This is a genomic window from Mucilaginibacter sp. PAMC 26640, assembly GCA_001596135.1.
Lineage (GTDB): Bacteria > Bacteroidota > Bacteroidia > Sphingobacteriales > Sphingobacteriaceae > Mucilaginibacter.
Genome location: CP014773.1, coordinates 1,139,960 through 1,158,507 on the forward strand (window position 1 = coordinate 1,139,960; position 18,548 = coordinate 1,158,507).

General features: G+C 45.7%; 8 protein-coding genes. 5 read left to right on the forward strand and 3 right to left on the reverse strand.

Annotated elements, in window-relative coordinates; genetic code table 11:
* Nucleotides 1-76: 76 nt before the first annotated feature.
* The 3 genes from A0256_04900 (at nt 77) to A0256_04910 (ending at nt 8,052) form a co-directional block, all read left to right on the forward strand.
* Nucleotides 77-3,283: a hypothetical protein gene (locus A0256_04900; GenBank protein ID AMR30807.1), complete on the forward strand. Its 3,207-nt coding sequence runs from the start codon at nt 77-79 to the stop codon at nt 3,281-3,283.
* 12 nt (nt 3,284-3,295) lie between these two features.
* Complete coding sequence (locus A0256_04905; GenBank protein AMR30808.1) at nt 3,296-4,654, forward strand: AP endonuclease; 1,359 nt, start codon at nt 3,296-3,298, stop codon at nt 4,652-4,654.
* Between the two features lie 98 nt (nt 4,655-4,752).
* Nucleotides 4,753-8,052 carry a hypothetical protein gene (locus A0256_04910; GenBank protein ID AMR30809.1) on the forward strand — a complete coding sequence of 1,100 codons (3,300 nt, stop codon included), beginning with the start codon at nt 4,753-4,755 and terminating at the stop codon, nt 8,050-8,052.
* A 301-nt stretch (nt 8,053-8,353) separates the two neighbouring features.
* On the opposite strand, the gene A0256_04915 is transcribed toward A0256_04910, so the two are convergent.
* The 3 genes from A0256_04915 to A0256_04925 form a co-directional block, all read right to left on the reverse strand.
* Complete coding sequence (locus A0256_04915; GenBank protein ID AMR30810.1) at nt 8,354-11,011, reverse strand: alpha-L-rhamnosidase; 2,658 nt, start codon at nt 11,009-11,011, stop codon at nt 8,354-8,356.
* Nucleotides 11,012-11,074: 63 nt separating this feature from the next.
* Entirely contained in the window at nt 11,075-12,508 is a 1,434-nt protein-coding gene (locus tag A0256_04920; protein ID AMR30811.1) for an arabinose isomerase, read from the reverse strand.
* A 9-nt stretch (nt 12,509-12,517) separates the two neighbouring features.
* Nucleotides 12,518-15,523 carry a glycosyl hydrolase gene (locus A0256_04925; protein AMR30812.1) on the reverse strand — a complete coding sequence of 1,002 codons (3,006 nt, stop codon included), beginning with the start codon at nt 15,521-15,523 and terminating at the stop codon, nt 12,518-12,520.
* Nucleotides 15,524-15,972: 449 nt separating this feature from the next.
* Here A0256_04925 and A0256_04930 point away from each other — a divergent pair, with 449 nt between their 5' ends.
* Nucleotides 15,973-16,857, forward strand: coding sequence for an AraC family transcriptional regulator (locus A0256_04930; protein AMR30813.1), 885 nt, complete (start codon nt 15,973-15,975; stop codon nt 16,855-16,857).
* A complete protein-coding gene (locus tag A0256_04935; protein AMR30814.1) occupies nt 16,844-18,397 on the forward strand; it encodes a hypothetical protein in 1,554 nt (517 codons plus the stop codon). The genes A0256_04930 and A0256_04935 overlap by 14 nt, the downstream gene beginning before the upstream one ends.
* Nucleotides 18,398-18,548 lie beyond the last annotated feature (151 nt).

Sequence of the window (18,548 nt, forward strand, 5' to 3'; positions counted from 1 at the left end):
CTTCCGGCTTAAGTCAGGGCTGTAGCAGCCAGGGCTATTAATCAACTCTATCAAAATTTAATTAAAGCAACTCAATATGCACCTTTTTATTCAATTATTAAAAGACCGGAAGGAAATAAATATTTTAAAAAAAGTATTCCTCCCGGTTATTGTACTTATGTTATTAGTAAATGGCAATCTTTACGCCCAGTCTACCGATGCCTCCATATCAGGTTTGGTTAAAGATGCCAAAGGCGCAGCTATACCCGGCGCTACCATTTCCATTCAAAATGAGACTAACGGTTTTCGTGCGGTGAGTAGTACCAATGCACAGGGCCGCTATATTTTTGCCCAATTGCCATTAGGTCGTCAGTATGCGGTTAAAGTTTCTTATATAGGTGCAGCTACGCAGATTAAGAACGAAATTTCTTTAAATCAGGGTGATAAACTGGTGGTTGACTTCAACTTGTCAAGTACTTCAACTGATTTGAACGAAGTGGTGGTAAAAGCTAACGGGCTCAATAGCCGTACCGACCGTTTAGGCGGAAGTACAGCTATTAATTCCCGTACTATTCAGCAGATCCCGGCGCTTAACCGGAATTTCACCAACCTGTTATCGCTGGCGCCAACCTCAAATGGTGGTTCCATTGCGGGTCAGTTGCCGTCATCAACCAATTACTTGATTGATGGTACCAGCGCGCGCAGTAACCTTACATCGGGTGCAGTAGGCAGCGGTCCTTATTCATTGTCTCTCGAAGCCATACGAGAATTCGAGGTGTCAACCAATATCTATGATGTATCCCAAGGCCGTTCCGGTGGCGGTACAGTAAGTGCTGTAACCAAATCTGGTACAAACACCTTTACCGGTGCGGTTTTTGACTACTACCGGTCTGATGCACTGGCCAGTCCATACGATACACGAGGTAACAAACGAGTGCAAAATTTTACGACTAACCAATATGGTTTTGCGGTAGGCGGTCCTATTGTTAAAAACAAAGTTTTCTTTTTTACCGCTTTCGACCGTCAAAACCAGGCCGCACCCTTCCAAATCGCCGATATTCGTTCCGATGCAGATGCAATCTCTTTGCGTATTAGTAAAGGAATGCTGGATAGCGTAGTTCGGATAGGTCAGCAAAAATACGGATTGGCTAGCAGTCCGCAAGTAGGCGAATTTCCGCGTAATACGGTTGCCAACACTTTATTTGCCCGTATCGACTGGCAGCTTAATGACAAAAACAGATTGACCATTCGTAATAATTATAGTGACTGGAACAACCCTAACAGTACCGATGATAACTCCAGTATCAACCTGTTTGAAGTTTATGGTGATTTTAAATCGCATGAGAACACCACGCTGGCATCGTTACGTACACAGTTCAGTTCTACATTCTTAAACGAATTAAAACTGCAGTTCCAAACCGCCAAACGCGATTACCTGCCTAACAGCCAATTACCTTTGGCTAATATTCCACGTGCAATTGTGACTGTACGCTCAACCTTGCCAAACGGTACCATAGGCAGCACATCGGTACAACTAGGTGGTCAGCGTTTTACACCAGAAAGTGATTTAGAAAATCAATTACAATTGGTGAACACCAGTTACCTTACAAAAGGCAAATACAATTTTACCTTCGGAACCGATAACACGCTGACTTACCTGAATACCTATATTTCTAATGAGCAAAATGGCCGGTTCCTTTTCAACAGTATTCAGGAATTTGATAATTTGAACCCAACGCGTTTTGTACGCGAGGTACCTCTTGCCGGTATTCCATCGGTACAGCAATATGTATTGAATTTATCGGCTTTTGGCCAGGTACAGTTTGAACCCGTTAAAAATGTAAGTGCAAGCTTTGGCCTGCGCTGGGATTTAACCAGTTATCTTAATGCTGGAGAGTATAACCCGGCTGTGGATAAAACGCTTGGTTTAAAAACCAATAACAACCCTACTGATTGGAATAATTTTCAGCCGCGTATGCAAATTTCATGGGATGTGCAGGGTAAGAAAACAGATATCATCCGTTTAGGCGGTGGTATATTTTCATCAAACCCTATTAACTACGCGCAGGTTAACAACATTCAAAACAGCGGCACCAAAGTGGCCTCTATAGATGTAACCCGCCCGGCTACCGGTACCAATCTAGTTCCGGTGCCTAATTTCCCGGCTTACCGTAATGATCCATCAACTGTTCCGGGCCTTATCGCAGGCGCACCTACGGTTTCAACCATCAATCTTAACGATCCTAACCTGCAGATCCCAACCATTTACAAAGCCAACTTAAGCTACAACCACCTGTTTGGCGATTGGCTGCGTTTGGGCGTAAACTTATTAGTAAGCCACACGAAAAACAATTATGTTTATTTAGATCGCAACCTGGTAGATCAGCCATATTTTACTTTATCAAACGAAGCTAACCGCGGTGTATTTGTTCCGGCAGCAACCATCACAGCGGCCGGTATCACTGACAATGTTAAGGGGCGTAAAACGCAGGCGGTTGGCCGTACTCTTGAACTTACCAATGGAGCCAAAATCAACTCCCAGGCGATCGTATTTGACGGTGATGTGCGCTATTTTAAAGATGGTTTCCTATCGTTCAGCTATACGTATAACAATACCAAGGATAACACCTCTTATAATGGTAACGTAGCCAACACTTCAACTTTCCGCCCAATAAAATCGGATCCCCGTGACTTGACCGAGCTAAACTACTCGGACAATCAGTTTAGAACTAAAGTAGTTGTATTTGGCTCTACGCCAACCTGGAAAGGTTTCTCTTTAAGCGGCCGGTACACCGGTACAGGAGGAACGCGCTACTCGTTAACTGTTGATGCCGACATCAACGGTGACTTTGTGGGTGGCCCAAGTACCGATAACGATTTGGCTTTTGTATTTGATCCAAATGACCCCAATACCTCTGCCGCCGTTAAAGCCTCGATGGAAAAAGTGCTGAATAACCCGGATAACCGCGCTAAAGATTATATCAAAAAGAGTTTAGGCAAAATTGCAGACCGTAATGGTGGCAGCAATCCGTTCTCGGGAACTATTGATCTTAGATTAGCCAAAATCTTCAAGTTTTACAAAAAGAATGCACTTACCGTGTCTGTAGATGTATTCAACTTTGCAAACCTGCTCAACAAGAAAAACGGTGTGAATTATAATTTGGGTCAGCAAACCTTGTTAACCGTAACCGGCTTTAACCAAACCACCAAACTATACAACTATCGTGTAAACGAAAATGTAGGCGTAACAACCGCTGGTGGTACGCCATACCAGATACAACTAGGAGCCCGCTATACATTCTAAAAAACAATTACCATGAAAAAATTATTCTTTTCAATCATATTCGCGGCCGTTTCGGCACAAGGTTTTGCCCAGCAGGCCAAACATGTGATCATCATCAGTATTGATGGTTTCAGACCCGATTTCTATCGCGAGGATAAATGGCCTACGCCAACCCTGCACAAATTGGTAGCCGAAGGTGTTTCGGCAGATGGCGTACGTGGTGTATTCCCAAGTGTTACTTACCCGTCGCACACCACCATTATAACTGGCGCTAAGCCCTTAAAACATGGCATTTACTACAACTCACCGTTTGAACCTGATGGTGCAACCGGCCGTTGGTATTGGGAAACCAGCTCTATTAAGGTGCCAACCCTTTGGGATGCAGCGGGGAAGGCCGGCTTAAAAACAGCTTCAGTGATGTGGCCGGTATCTGTTGGGGCAAAGGTTGATTACAACATCCCCGAATACTGGTCGCTTGATAAAAATGTGGAACGTACAGCTCCTCAGCGCGAAAATGCAATGCCTAAAGGATTGTTCGAAGAGATTGAAAGGGAAGCAACCGGCAAGCTGGATGCCCAAAAGCTAAGCAGCGATTATTCATCGGCTGATGAAAACGGGAGTCGTATGGTAGCTTATATTATTAAAAAATATAAGCCAAACCTGCTGACCTTCCACATTTTTGCGGTTGATCATGCTGAGCACGGCGAGGGCAGAGACGGTGAGCACGTACGGAAAGCCATTGCAGGTGCAGACCACGCGGTTAACAACATTTTAGAAGCCATCGAGCAGGCTGGCATAAAAGATAGCACGGCGGTGATCGTAACGGGTGACCATGGTTTTGTTAATGTTCACACTGCGCTGGCGCCTAATGTATGGCTATCTCAAAATAACATCTATACCAAAAATGGCGATAAAGCACTATGGAAGGCACAGTTTCACACCTCGGGTGCTGCTGCATTCCTGATGTTGAAAGATGCCAAAGATCAGCAAACCATTGCAAAGGTGAAAGGCATCTTAAATGCTCTGCCTGAGTCGCAAAAGAAACTGTTCCGTGTAGTTAACCGGGCAGAATTGGACCGGATCGGTACTGATCCGAATGTAGCGCTGGCATTGGCCCCGGTTGAGGGAGTATCCATGAGCAGTGCACTTACAGGTGATGCTGTCAGAGCCGCATCTGGCGGTACCCATGGTTTCTTCCCCGATTTTCAGCACATACAAACCGGCTTTATTGTAGCCGGAACTGGTGTTAAAAAGGGAGTTAGCCTGCCACTTATTGGCCTGGAGGATATTGCGCCTGTAGCCGCTAAATTACTGGGCATTGAATTTACTGCGCCCGATGGAGTTTTATACCCGGGAATACTGGTTACCAGCCGTAAAAACACAACAGAATAATAAAATCATAAAGGGTGGGTGCATACCAGCTATCCACCCTTTATTTAAACTAAATGTTATCGCATATATTTTTACTTATCACTACCTAGTTAATTAACATGAACAAATTTTGGTTCATTGTAATCCTGATATCGGTTTTAACACCGCGGTATCTAATTGCCCAAACTACCAGAAGTAGCTTATCAGGAATTATTTGCGACCAAAATAAAGTTAGTATTGAAGGAGCCACCGTTAATTTAACTTATCTGTTTACGGGTACGCAGTACGGATGTTCTACGAATAAAGACGGACGGTTCACGCTGCCCGACCTCAAACCCGGCGGCCCCTACCAGCTACAGATCAGTCACACTGGATATACCACTTATACGCTAAAAGATATTTTTTTGCGACTTGATGAGCCCTGGATCTTAAACATCGTTCTTGATGACAGCGCGCCAATGCTGCTTCCCGAGGTATCTGTAACAGCGCATCCCATAAAAAACGCCCTGAGTGCGCAGCGAACAGAGCCCGGATTGAGAATAGACCCAAATACACTGCATACCCTGCCTACCATTAAACGCAGTATCAATGATTATGTACGCCTGGTACCACAATCATTCGGTTCATCAATTGCAGGGGGAAACTATCGTCAAAATTTCATTACAATTGACGGCTCGGAATTTAACAACAATTTTGGCGTAGGCGATAACCTGCCCGGTAACGGTGCCCAGCCTATCTCGCTGGATGCCATCGAACAATTATCTATTAATATTGCCCCTTATAACAGCATCTGGCAGTCTGGCTTTATAGGTAGCTCCATTAATATAGTTACCAGGCAAGGAGGCAATGCATTGCAGGGGTCGGCTTATCGTTATTTTCGTAACCAGGCCCTCAATGGTTCTCGCGTTGGAAATGACCGCATAGAAAAGCGAAACTCCAATTATTATCAAAACGGCTTCCGATTAGGTGGCCCTATAGTTAAAAACAAGCTATTTTATTTTGTAAGTGCCGAATTTGAAGAAGAACGCTACGATCCGCAACCATTAACTGCAGCTACCATCAATGTTCCTTACGGTGTAACGTCAAATACTGCCCGGCCAACCGTTACTGAACTTGAAAATATCAGTAATTATTTAAACACAACTTACCAATATGATGCCGGCCAGTATAAGAATATCGCCTTCAAAAATACGAGCGTAAAATTACTTGCACGTTTTGACTGGAATATTGCCGATAATAACACTTTCAGCATCAGGTATAATCAACTTAACAGCACCCGCCCCGAATTAGTTAACGGGTCGCGCAGCCCATTGCCTTCGTACCCCGCAAGCATGGGGCGGAGGAACGCTAACGCACTTCCGTTCAGTAACTCAAATTTCAGCACGCGATCCAACTTTTATTCACTTGCTGCCGAATGGAACTTCAAAGCAGCAAAAAACCTGTTCAACACATTACGCACTTCTTATACCCGCCAATACGAACCACGTGAATCAGAAAGCGCCATATTTCCGTTTGTTGACATACTGAAGGATGGGGTACCTTTTACGTCGTTTGGCTACGAGCCTTTTACTTATGGCAATAGCCGTGATGTTAGTATTGTATCGGTTACAGACCACCTAAGCTGGAACCATAAAAAACACAACTGGCTGGCTGGCATACAAACCGATTACAGCAATACCAAAAACACCTATATGCCATTTGGAACGGGCTACTATACCTTTGCCTCATGGGAAGATTTTACACAGGGACAAAACCCGGTTGATTATGCGTTGACCTATTCAACCGTGCCCGGAATGAAGCAGCCCGTTTACAGCTTTAATTATCTTAATGTGTCAGCCTTTGCCCAGGACCATTTTTTAGTGAATGACCGTTTTAGTTTTACAGCAGGCTTACGGGTAGATCTTCCGGTGTTTCCGGAGCCGCTCATTGAAAACCCGCTTGCCGCAAGTTTAACTTTTGCCGGGGGGCAGCATTTACGTACCTCGCAATTGCCTAAAGCCACCTTTCTGTTTTCGCCACGTGCGGGCTTCAATTTATACCTGGATCATCAAAAAAACTGGCGATTGAGGGGCGGAACAGGCATCTTCACCGGTCGTATTCCGTTTGTATGGATCATCAGTCAGGCACGCTATTCGGGTATGCAGCAAATTACGCAAACCTGGCAGGGTAAACAAAATACGCCTGGCCCTTTCAACCGTGATCCGCAACACTTTTCACCTACAGTTTTACCGGCACAGGGAACAACGTTACCATCTTTGATCAGTGTTATATCTAAAGATTTTAAAATGCCTCAAACCTGGAAGGTTAGCATGGGAGTAGATGCCCGTTTACCTGGTGAGATAATTGCCTCGGTTGAGGCGCTGTATAATAAAGATATCTATGCAATCGGTTTTAAAGATGTTAATTTAGTTGATCCGCAGCCGCTGAATATTCCCGGCTACCCAGATCACAGGTTAGTATACCCTGCAGCCGCAAACCAACGATTTATCAATCCGCTCAATTCATCGGGCCTGCCTGATCAAGCCGGCCGTTCACCGTTGAATGCTGTCGTAGTCGACAATACCTACAAAGGTTATTATTGGTCCGTTACGGCTCAAATCGAAAAAAAGTTCCGCAAAGGCTTTGGGTTTACAGCCGCCTTTATACAAAGTATGGCCAAAAGCTATAATGACGGCGATGGCGACCAAACCCTATCGGCACTGAACGCTACACCAAGTGTTAATGGCATTAACCAGGCCGAATTAAGTTATGCCGGGTATGTAAGCCCGCAGCGTGTTGTGGCTACCTTTACTTATCAGAATTTATACTTAAGGAAATTTAAGTTAGGCGTTACGTTGGTTTATCAAGGTGCTTTTGATGGCCGGTTTTCATATACTTACTCTCAAGACCTGACCCATGACGGTACTAACCGTTCGCTAATTTATGTACCTAAAGACCCTACTGAAATAACATTTGTTCCCATTACTTCGTCATCGTCAGGAAAGGTTATTTATACAGCACAACAGCAAAGCGAGGCCTTTTTTAGATATTTAGACCAGGACAGATATCTGCAGACCCGTAAAGGTAAGTACGCAGAGCGCAATGGTGCTGTTTTACCATGGCGTAACCAGACAGATCTTAAATTTAGTCATGATTTCATACTTAACACCCAAGCGGTAAAGCACACGCTGCAGTTATCACTTGATATTTTTAACATTTGCAATTTGCTAAACCCTAATTGGGGCGTGCATAAGCTGGTTAATGCCAGTTCCATACTGGTGCCCACAAACCTCGATTTTGTACAACCGAACGGTACAACAAAACCAAACTTTCAAATGGCTACCATAGGTGGCAAACTTGTCTCCGAAACTTTTAGAAACGATGTCAGCCTTGGTTCTACCTATTCAATTCAATGTGGTATCAGGTATTTATTTAATTAGCGGCTAAGCTTATCCGCCTTTGGCCTACATTATAAATCCATGATATCTCCCAGTACTTTATTCAAGCGTACTCGTTGCCGCAGTTTTTAATCCTTCATCAACACCGACGATATGATTGTTAGTTTAAGTTTTAACTCGCAGCATGTAAAATTGTTGACGCTTTCTATCTTTAAAAGACCACGGATTCGCATGGTCATTATCGGAAATATCCACACCTGTAAATAAATCGTGCCATACTTAACAACAATTCAATCAACGGGTATATAACCATTTACCAGCAAACTAAGTGCAGATGCGTCTATTATCTTGTAAAATCATACGCTCCTGCATTCACATTTTTCTTTTCATAATTTGTACCGCCAGCATTCGGCACAAACACCTCGGCAGTGGTATTTGGCGGGATGGAAACATGAAGCTGGAGTTTGCCACCTGCTAACTGCCACCTGCTTTTTATTAACCCGTAGGGGCTTTCAAAAGTGGCCTCGGCCCAGGTGAGGTTACCACCGATAACCGGCTTGATAATTATTTTTTTATAGCCGGCCAATGCAGCCTGGATACCGGCAATGTTCTGATACATCCAGTCGCCAATGGCGCCGTAGGAATAGTGGTTGTAAGAATTCATCGAAGATTCTTCAAAGGTTCCATCGGTCTTTATACCATCCCAGCGCTCCCAGATAGTAGTTGCCCCCTTTTTTATGGGATACAGCCAGGAAGGGTAGGTATCTTGCAATAGCAGTTTATAGGCGACACTAGCATAACCAAACCGGCTTAATACATGGCACAAGTATGGCGTACCCAAAAAACCGGTGGTCAAATGGTTTTCATAACGGGCTACATTTTTAGCGAGCCGGTCTGCGGCTTGCTGCCTGAGATTTTCTGGTAACATGTCAAATTGCAGCGCTAGCGCATATGCGGTTTGGGTATCAGAAGAGATAAGGCCATTGGGCGTAACGTACTCGTTTATAAATGCAGTTTTTATCTTTTGCACCAAAGCCGTGTAATAGGCTGCATCGGCTTTATTTCCCAGCAATTTGGCCGCGTCGGCCAGTATTTGGGTGGAGTGGGCATAAAAGCACTGGGCAATGAGGTACTTGTTGGTAATGGCAGATGAGCCATCCCGGTCGTTATTCACGCTGTAAAAAAGCCAGTCTCCAAAATGCTCACCTGTTGCCCAGAGGTTGTTTTTGGCTTGTTTTTGCATATGATTTACCCAGGCTTTCATGCTTGGATATTGATCTTTCAGTATCCGTATATCGCCATAGCTCTGGTAAATATTCCATGGCACTATCGTGGATACGTCACCCCAGCCGGTTGCCCCACCTACTTCGCTGCCGTTTGTTGTAAAGATATCCGGAATAATAAACGGAATACTGCCACTTTTATACTGATCCGCGGCAACATCTTTCATCCACTTAACAAAGAAGTTATGTACATTCATATTGAAAGCTGCGGTATGCGCAAATACCTGTGCGTCACCCGTCCAGCCTAAGCGTTCGTCCCTTTGGGGGCAGTCTGTAGGCACATCCAGGAAATTACCTTTTTGGCCCCATTGAATATTGTGCTGTAATTGGTTCAGCATGGGATCCGAACATGCAAAAGTACCCGTAGGCTGCATATCAGAATAAATGGCTATAGCTTCGAAATCAGCAGGATTTAAAGCGCCTTTTATTCCTTCCACTTTAATATAGCGAAAGCCCTGCCATGTAAACTGCGGCTCGAAACTATGTTGTTCTTCATCGCTTAAAATATAGGTATTTGTTGCCTTTGCTGCCCTTAAGTTTTCTGTGTAGAAGTTGCCAGCCTTATCCAGCACTTCCGCATGCGCTATTTTAACAGAGTCGCCGGCGCGGCCTTTTACAGACACCTTAACCCAACCCACCAGATTCTGCCCAAAATCAATCACCTTTTCGCCCTTTGGGGTTGTAATAATTTTGACCGGCCTAAAGCTTTCATGCTTGGTTACGGGCTCGTTATACGTTGCGATCAGGTTGGTTTTGGTATACGAAAGTAATTTAACCGGTTGCCATTTTGCTTCGTTATAGCCGGCTGACAGCCAGCCTTTTTGATCGAGGAACATATCTATCGTGCAGCCATTATATATTTCTGCCATCCGCAAAGCACCTGTTGCTGATTTCCAGTTGCCATCCGAAGCGATTGTTTGCGCTGTACCATCAGTATAGCTGATTTTAATCTGCATTAACAGCCCCAGCTCTTTCCCATAAAAATTTGGCCTTGGAGTATAAGGGCCAAGCGGGCTGCGGTACCAGCCGCTGCCCAAACTTACACCAAGTGCATTTTGTCCGGATTGCAGCAAACCCGTAACATCATAAGTTTGATATTGCAGCCTTTTGTTATAGCTGGTCCAGCCGGGCGTTAAAAAACCGTTACCAATTTTTTTCCCGTTAATGGCAGCTTCATAGAATCCCCGGGATGTAATGGAGGCTGTGGCTTCGCGTATTGTTTTATTTACGCGAAATTCTGTGCGGAGTAAGATAGCCGGTCCATTAACAGAATCCGCTCCGGGCGAGCCTATCCAACTGCCTTGCCAGTCTGCCGGCAAGAGCAAGCCCATTCTCCAGGAGGCAGTTTCACTCCATTGCGATGCCTTTCCGTTTTGATCCCATACACGCACGCGCCAGAAATAACGCTTAGCTGATTTCAAGGCCCTACCATTATAGCTGATAAAGATCGATTCATCCGAAACCACTTTTCCTGTCGACCAGTAATGAACACCTTTGGCTCCCTCCGCTTGATTAACGGTGTCTACCACTATTTCGTAGGCTGTTTGAGCGAAATCTGACTTCGTGTTTTCGGCCATCCGCCAGCTGAAACGCGGCACAGCTGCGTCGATACTGTTAGGATTTTTTAAATTCTCTACGGTTAGCCCGGATGGCTGGGGCTGTGCCACACCCATTTTAATGATCAACAGGCAGGCTACGCTTAGCAATATTTTAGTCATGCGATGTGTTTGGATGTATTCAGTTTTTAATTCATTCAGGAAAGCCTAATGAGGCGGGCCAAACTAACACACCTGGACGGTGGCTATCTTCAAGATCTCTCCCAGCTTCTTTACTTTCGAGGCAACGTGGCCCCGGCCGATGGCGCAATGATGGGCAGGCCCTTGTGCATTCCAGGCCTCAACAAAGCCCCTTGCCCCTATGCTGAAACGGTACCTGCTGTTAGTATTGCCTATCTCCAAAATCTCACCAGGCACAGATTCGCCTTCGGCAACCAGTAATTTAAGTTCGCCATTACCAGCCTCTACAACAGAAAGCAGGGTTACCGGCCCGTAAGTTACGGACATTTCTACCGACAAACCGTTACCCACTTTACCATGGTATACCTGCAGCGGTTTCACTTTTATTTTTCCTTCGGCTATACCCGGATGGCAGGGTCCATCGTGGCCCATCAATACCACATCGGCATTAAAATCCATGGCGTAATATTCTGTAAAAGAGCCTCCTGCGCCAAAGCTATCCATTATCTTCATGGCCTGGGCATTTTTTATTTCGTATTCACCAGCCACAGGGACGTTCCTGCCTGTAAGCAAAGAATTACCAAGGATAACCGAGCTCACTGTGTTCTCATTGGCCGCATTGCCTGTTCCTTTATGGTAATACGCCAGCGATCCCAGTTGATGCCGGCTGACCAGCTTATCCAGCGCAACAGCGGTGTGAGCAGCCCGGTGGAGCTCTGCGGTTGAACAATCAGCCTGCACATCAAACTCATGCGCTATCTCTGTCAGTTTTGCTGTTATTTCGTCTTCCGAAACGGTTTCTCGCAGCTGCGATAGTTCGTCCACTTCTATTATTTCAATATGGCCACCAAAAGTTGCACACTGCAGGGTGAGGTCAGTGTAGATATCCATCATGCCGCCATAATAATTACCCATTAAGCCCAGCCTGTTGCTGGCCATTGTGCGTGCCACTCGGGCGGCATCTATCCAGTCATTTACTTCATTCCAAACGTGCGCATCGCAGGTAAGCATACCCGTAATTTGGTAAAATGGTATTTTGCAGCGCTTAAAAACATTGGCTATTTCGGGTACCGAACAGGAGGAACAATGGGCAAGCCATTCACCTGTCATTGCGGTTCGATCGCTCATATTATTAAAAGCAACATAGTTTATGCTTGCCTCCGGCGATAGGTTTAACACGATGACTGGCACATTGGCTTTCCTGACCACCGGAATTACGGTGGCTGACAGTGCATAAGTAGATACGTATAAGAAAATGATATCGACGTCTTCGCGCCTGAATGTGCTGCCCCCTTCAAACGCTTTCTCCGGGGTATCAACCAGTCCAATATTTATTATGTCGGCATCCAGGCACTCCATGCCCTTAGCCACTATATCTAAGTATCCTGTCAAACGATCTTTTAAGCCGGTGAACTGCTCCCAATATGCCTCCAGCCCAATACCAAATAACCCGGCCTTTACTTTTGTTTGTATTTTCATTTCGAACTTCTATTTATGGTTAGTTTGGCCGGTTATTGTTACCGGGCCAATTAGCCCTGACTCCAGCAAGGGCGAGTTTTTGCTGTATTGGCGCGTGCTGGTAAAGGTGAACCTGCCACTGGAACGCGGTTTGCCTTGCAATAACCAATCAGGCCATCGGCCATCAATTATACCGTCGTCGGGTTTGTACTCATCCCCTATGAGTCGGTTAGGCCAAAGATTTACCACATCTATTGTTAGCTGATTGTTATTGGGAAGCAGGGCAGATGAGATGTCAACCCGCCAGGGCGCAGTCCAGATAACGCCAAGATCATGACCATTGAGCGTTACCCGCGCCATATTTTTCACCTTACCCAGATCCAGGTATAAAGGCCCGGCAGGCATCTTTTCCATGTTAAATTGATAGTGATAGTTTGCGGTGCCGGAGTAATACTTTATTCCATCGTTTGCGTTTTTACTCCAATCGTCAAGTGTATCAAATGTTGTATTGGCCGGGCCGCCCCATTGAGGGTCGAAGTTTACCTTCCAGGACCCGTTAAGGGTGAGTAATGTGGTAGCAGTAGTATCATTTACTGTAGCAGCGTTCCAATTATTACCGCCGTAAAATACCACGAATGCACTTGCATAGGGTGCCAGTCGCATAGGCACTTCTGTAGTTCCCTTACCGGTTTTAAATTCTGTAATCTGAGATGTTTTACCGCTGATGCCATCCCATAGTTCGGGTGAGCCTTTTATACTGCGAAACTTGACTGTGGTATTTACCTGGCGGGATGTTTTATTGGAGACAAAGTAAATATCCCAATTGGTACCGGTACGGTGGGTATAGCGCAGGTCGCCATCCTCCGCAAAATCTTCCGGGATACCTTCATGCTGTAAAATCTGGGCAGTAACAGCATATTGCGGGTAAAGATGATCTTGGTTTTTGGCTATTGCGCTGCCCCAAATCAAGGTGCCTTCGCCATAGTTGCGTCGGCTAATGGCATCGGGAACCGCTGTGCTGCCCCAAATTTGCTTTACCATCGTTACAAGCTGTTGGTCGCAATACGGATAATTGACCAAACTTGGCGACCGCAACGGTGGGTTGCCGACTACCAGGGCGCCTAATTTAACCAGGCTGCCTATTTTGGCTAGCAATTGCGGTGTCATCGATTCGAAAACAGGTAACACCAGCAAGCGGTACTCAGCGCCTCCTGGAAATATTATGTTGTGGCCCTTCACCGTGGCTTTCATTAATTGGCCTGGCGAGCAGCCATCAAAATTATAACCCTTCCTGTCACCAATGGTGTCGCCGGTAAGGGCAGATGAAGGGGGCACAAACACGTGGGGAGCACCCTCTGGTGTAAGGTAAAGCACATCTGCTACGGTACGACCTTGCTGAAGTAAGTACTGGCAGCGCGAAACATAATCGTGATAGGCGCTCACCATTGGCCACCATGTTTGGCTCCGGTCCCAATGTACACCATAGGGCCCCATGGTCGCGCCTGGTTTAAGAGAGTCGGCCAGGAACTGATTTTGAAAAGTGTGGTACACAAATCTATTCACACCGGCTGCAAAGGCCCAATCCCCCTGATTTTTCATACTGCCGGGGTGTTGTTTCCAGCCCTCATTATCCTGTGCCGTAAAAGCTTCGGCCGGCACTTGCGATTTTCCCATTACATGCCCTATAGAAGTGGCCTCTATTACACTATAAGTAGAATTGAAGCCAAAACCCTTGCTCCAAAACTCGCCCATAGGTATATCGGCTACAGCGCCCAGTTCCAGATCAGCCGTTGGTGTCATATCATATGGTTCTATGGACAAAAGCAAGTTGTGCCGTTTTGCGTAAGCTTTGACGTGGCTGGCATGGTTTTCCAGCACCAGCTCCTGCGAGGTTTGCCTGAGGTCCCATAAAAAGCGCTCACTTTCCTGCAGGCTGCCTACTACATTGCCCAGGTAAACCGGGTAGTATTTTAAAGGGTCGTAACCTCGCCTTTTAAGAAATTCCTTCCGGAACACGCCGGTCCAGTTTTGGGCTCCCATCTCCCAGCTATCCATATGCAGGCGTTTGAGCCCACCAGCCTGTGCCGGATTTATCTTGCCTATTTTGCTGAGCAGTTTACCTACGTAGGCATTTAAATGTGCGTCCAGCGCAATGGTGTCAAATTTGTCAGATTCCAGCCCCAGGCCTGGCACCGGGGCGGGCCGGGTAATAGCACCATTGTTGCGGCTCACAAAGCGCATTACTATCCATTTACCCGCCGGGGGCGTCCAGTCCAGCTTACCATCTGCCTGCATTTTTCCGGTCAGATCAATTATTGTGTTTTTTGCTATCGCCGGGCCAGTCGCATTATCAGCTGCCGGCGAAGTCAGGTATGAGCGTACCACACCCGAGCTGTATGGCGCACGGTAATACAATGCTTTCTCGTCGATGTCTTTCAAGGGCTGGGCTTTTTTGCCTGCCGGGTAGGCCAGCACAGCAACATCTTGATAGTAGGCCAACCATTCCTTTTTTACTTCCGGACTTAGTCCGCCTTCGCCAAAGAATGGTTTGCGCGGCGGCGGAACGGGTAAAACTATCGTTTTATCACCCGCACTGACTGTGGTTTCACTGGCTACCAGATGCTGCATGGATTGGCTGCCTTTCACCCAGGGGCCGCCGCTGCCGGTCCATCCCGGGCCTATGCCCAGCGTAATTTCAATACCCAGGCGCCTTGCTTCTTTTTCGGCGTGCACAAAGAGCGTAGTCCATTGCGGACTCAAAAACTTCACCGGCCCGCTCGGGATACCGACGTTCACTTCTAAAAAGATAAGATTACCGATACCCGCCTTCTTCATCGATTCTAAATCCTTTGTGATAGTTTCGGCCGACATGTTGCCATCCATGAAATACCAGTAAACGCCAGGTTTGTACTGGTCAGGCGGCGATTCGAATGCGCTTTTCGAGGGGCGCGGCTGCGCATTCGCTGGCGGCCAAAAGCAAGCTAAACATCCGAATAGCAATAGGTAGTTCCTAAGTTTAGTGTATTTAATATCCATTTAAATGATTGTCTAAAGTTCTGCATGCGCACATTTCAATTTGTTGCGCGAATAGTATTTATGCCAAATAAAAACCCCCCTGCAAAGGCGCTGCAACGGGAGAATTGTCAGGGTTTGTTTCCATTATATCCGCCATGTATTCCCACCATTGCTTTGGTTGGCTGCCTCAACAATATCCAATCACCACTCTTGCATAAATAGAACATTGGATAAATGAGATACGGTTTTTTCACAACTAAGCTGCACTTTATACATTAGCTCTCAAATTAATATTTTGATATTTCGACTGTGGTTTTTGACATTATCTTTAAAAGCTTGAAAATGATCCCTAATTTTATTTAACCATCGCATTGTGCACCTTTGCACTAATTGTAGACCCGGTTTAGCTATTTTTAATAAATTCATTTGCGAACCGTTAGGCGGTATTGCTTCACTGATTTTGGTTATACATGATAAATTTTTACAAGTATTTGCCTGTTAGTAAGGAAGACGAGGATTGGGGACTAACTGTTCTCAACGCCGGGTGTACGCATATAGAAGCATCCAAGGCCTACCCATTTGAGAATCACCCTGCGCATCATAACTTCAATTGGAGCAGTTGGCGGATATTACAGGAATATCAAATTATTTACATTACCAAGGGCCAGGGGATATTTGAGTCGGAAAGTGTTAAGCAAACAACTGTAAGAGCCGGCACGCTCATCGTTCTTTTTCCTAATGAGCGGCACCGGTATAAACCGGACAATCAAACAGGCTGGGACGAATACTGGGTTGGTATTAAAGGGGAAATTATAGATAAACTACTTATTTCAAGCTATTTAAAGCGCGATACACCGTGCCTGTATATTGGGTTTAACGAGAGCATTTTCAACTTGTATAACTGCATTATTGAAAAAACCAAACAGGAGCGCCCGGGTTACCAACCGCTCATATCGGGCGCTGTTCTGCATTTAATAGGTACCAGCTATGCCATTATTAAACAAAATGCGGTAGAAACCAAGGATGATGAAAATATTATTAACCGGTCGCGCTTGCTATTCAGGTCTAACATCAGCAACCCTTACTCAGCGGAGCAGGCAGCACAGGAACTTAACGTGGGTTACTCCTGGTTTCGAAAACTATTTAAAAATTATACAGGACTATCGCCAGGCCAGTACTACCTCCAACTTAAAATAGAAAAGGCAAAAGAATTACTGAGCAACAGCAACGTGCCAGTCAAGGAGGTTTCCATAGTGCTAAACTTTGAATCAAGCTTTTATTTTTCCACAATATTTAAAGAAAAATCCGGTCTAACGCCTACTGAATACCGAAAAAGAAACCATGATCTACAATAAAATATTCGCCAGATACCTTGCCTTTAAAAAGGCAGTCGTTGCCTCAGCAATCCTGCTTTGTAGCTTATCCTCCTTTGGCCAGATCACTAATTTCAGCCGGGACGGCCAACAAGCTATCCGGTTTAGTGCGGCCGGGGATGCAATAGATGCCCACGATGGTGAAATTGCTTTTTTCAAAGGAACTTATTACCTGTATGGCACCAGTTACGACTGTGGCTTTCAATGGGGTAATAAAGAGGCGCCTTTTTGCGGGTTTAAGGTCTACGCTTCTAAAGACCTGAACAACTGGACTGACCGCGGTTTTTTGTTTGACGCTAAAACACCCATCTGGCAATCTCGCTGCGACGGTAAAACTTATGGCTGCTTTCGGCCCCATGTTATTTATAATGCCAAAACGCATTTATATGTACTTTGGATAAACGTGTATGATAATGTTGTTGGCTATCGTGTCTTTACAGCCAAAACACCTGTAGGGCCATTTAACGAGGTTGGTGAGCCGCACCTGGCGGTCAACAGCGATATGCCTGCCGCTGGCCTCAATAACGGCGACCATGATACTTTTGTTGATGACGATGGCACTGCTTACCTGGCTTATACCGACTGGCGTGCCAAAGGCGCCATAGTAATTGAAAAATTAAGTGCAGACTACCTTACAGGCACGGGTGAAGTAGTAAAATCGGTAACTTCAGGAGATACCGAAGCACCCGGTTTGTTTAAGCGTAATGGGGTATACTATATAGTCTATTCCGACCCGAATTGCGGCTATTGTTCGGGCACAGGCTCCTCTTATAAAACAGCGACAGCACCGCTTGGGCCCTGGTCAGCGGGTAAAAGAATAAGCGACAACTCCTGCGGCGGACAGCCTTCTTTTGTCTCGACCATTAAGATTAACGCGCAGACCGTATATCTATATGGAAGTGACCTTTGGAACAACGCGGCTAAAAACGAAGCATTGGCCAACTATTACTGGGCGCCATTAACCTTCGCCCCTGATGGCTCCATTAACCCTTTAAAATGTGCCGAAGTGTACCAGCATCCGAAATACGCAAAGCCTGCTGATCGGCCCGGACTTGACAATACATCGGGTGATGCTAACTTCTTTGCCAAATGTGATATTGTCCGTTCGCTTCAAAGAGCCCAGGCTTTCACTGCAAAACGAAACGGAACCCTATCTAAGATAACAGTAACAGCTTTTAAAAACAACCACCCAAACAAGGATCTGGTCATGGCTCTTTATGCTGCCACCGAACTTGATCTTCCAGCGGGTACGGCATTATATTCAACAACCATACCGGACGCGGCGCTTGGCTGGTCGGCAAGAAACGTTGCTATCCTACCAAATTTGAAAGTTAAAAAAGGAGAACGATTTGTGATAGTTATCAGTTCTGAGGCGACAGCTGGCTGCTTCGGCGTTTCCTACAGCAACAACGCAAGAACTACTATCGGCCAAAGCAGCGAAAGCAATGATGGAGGAAAAACGTTCAAAGCTATTAATGGTGCGGGCATTAAGTTTCAAACCTTTATCACTGGCGGCAAATAGCCAAACGGCTCCCAATTCGCGCCAATGGCTTAAATTCATTTTCATCTATTGCTTGGACGTATGAGCGCTATCGTGCCTGCTCCCCGTTACTGCTAATTATAGAAATTATATTTTATACCAGTTAGATTCGCGTAGAAGCTGTATTTATGTA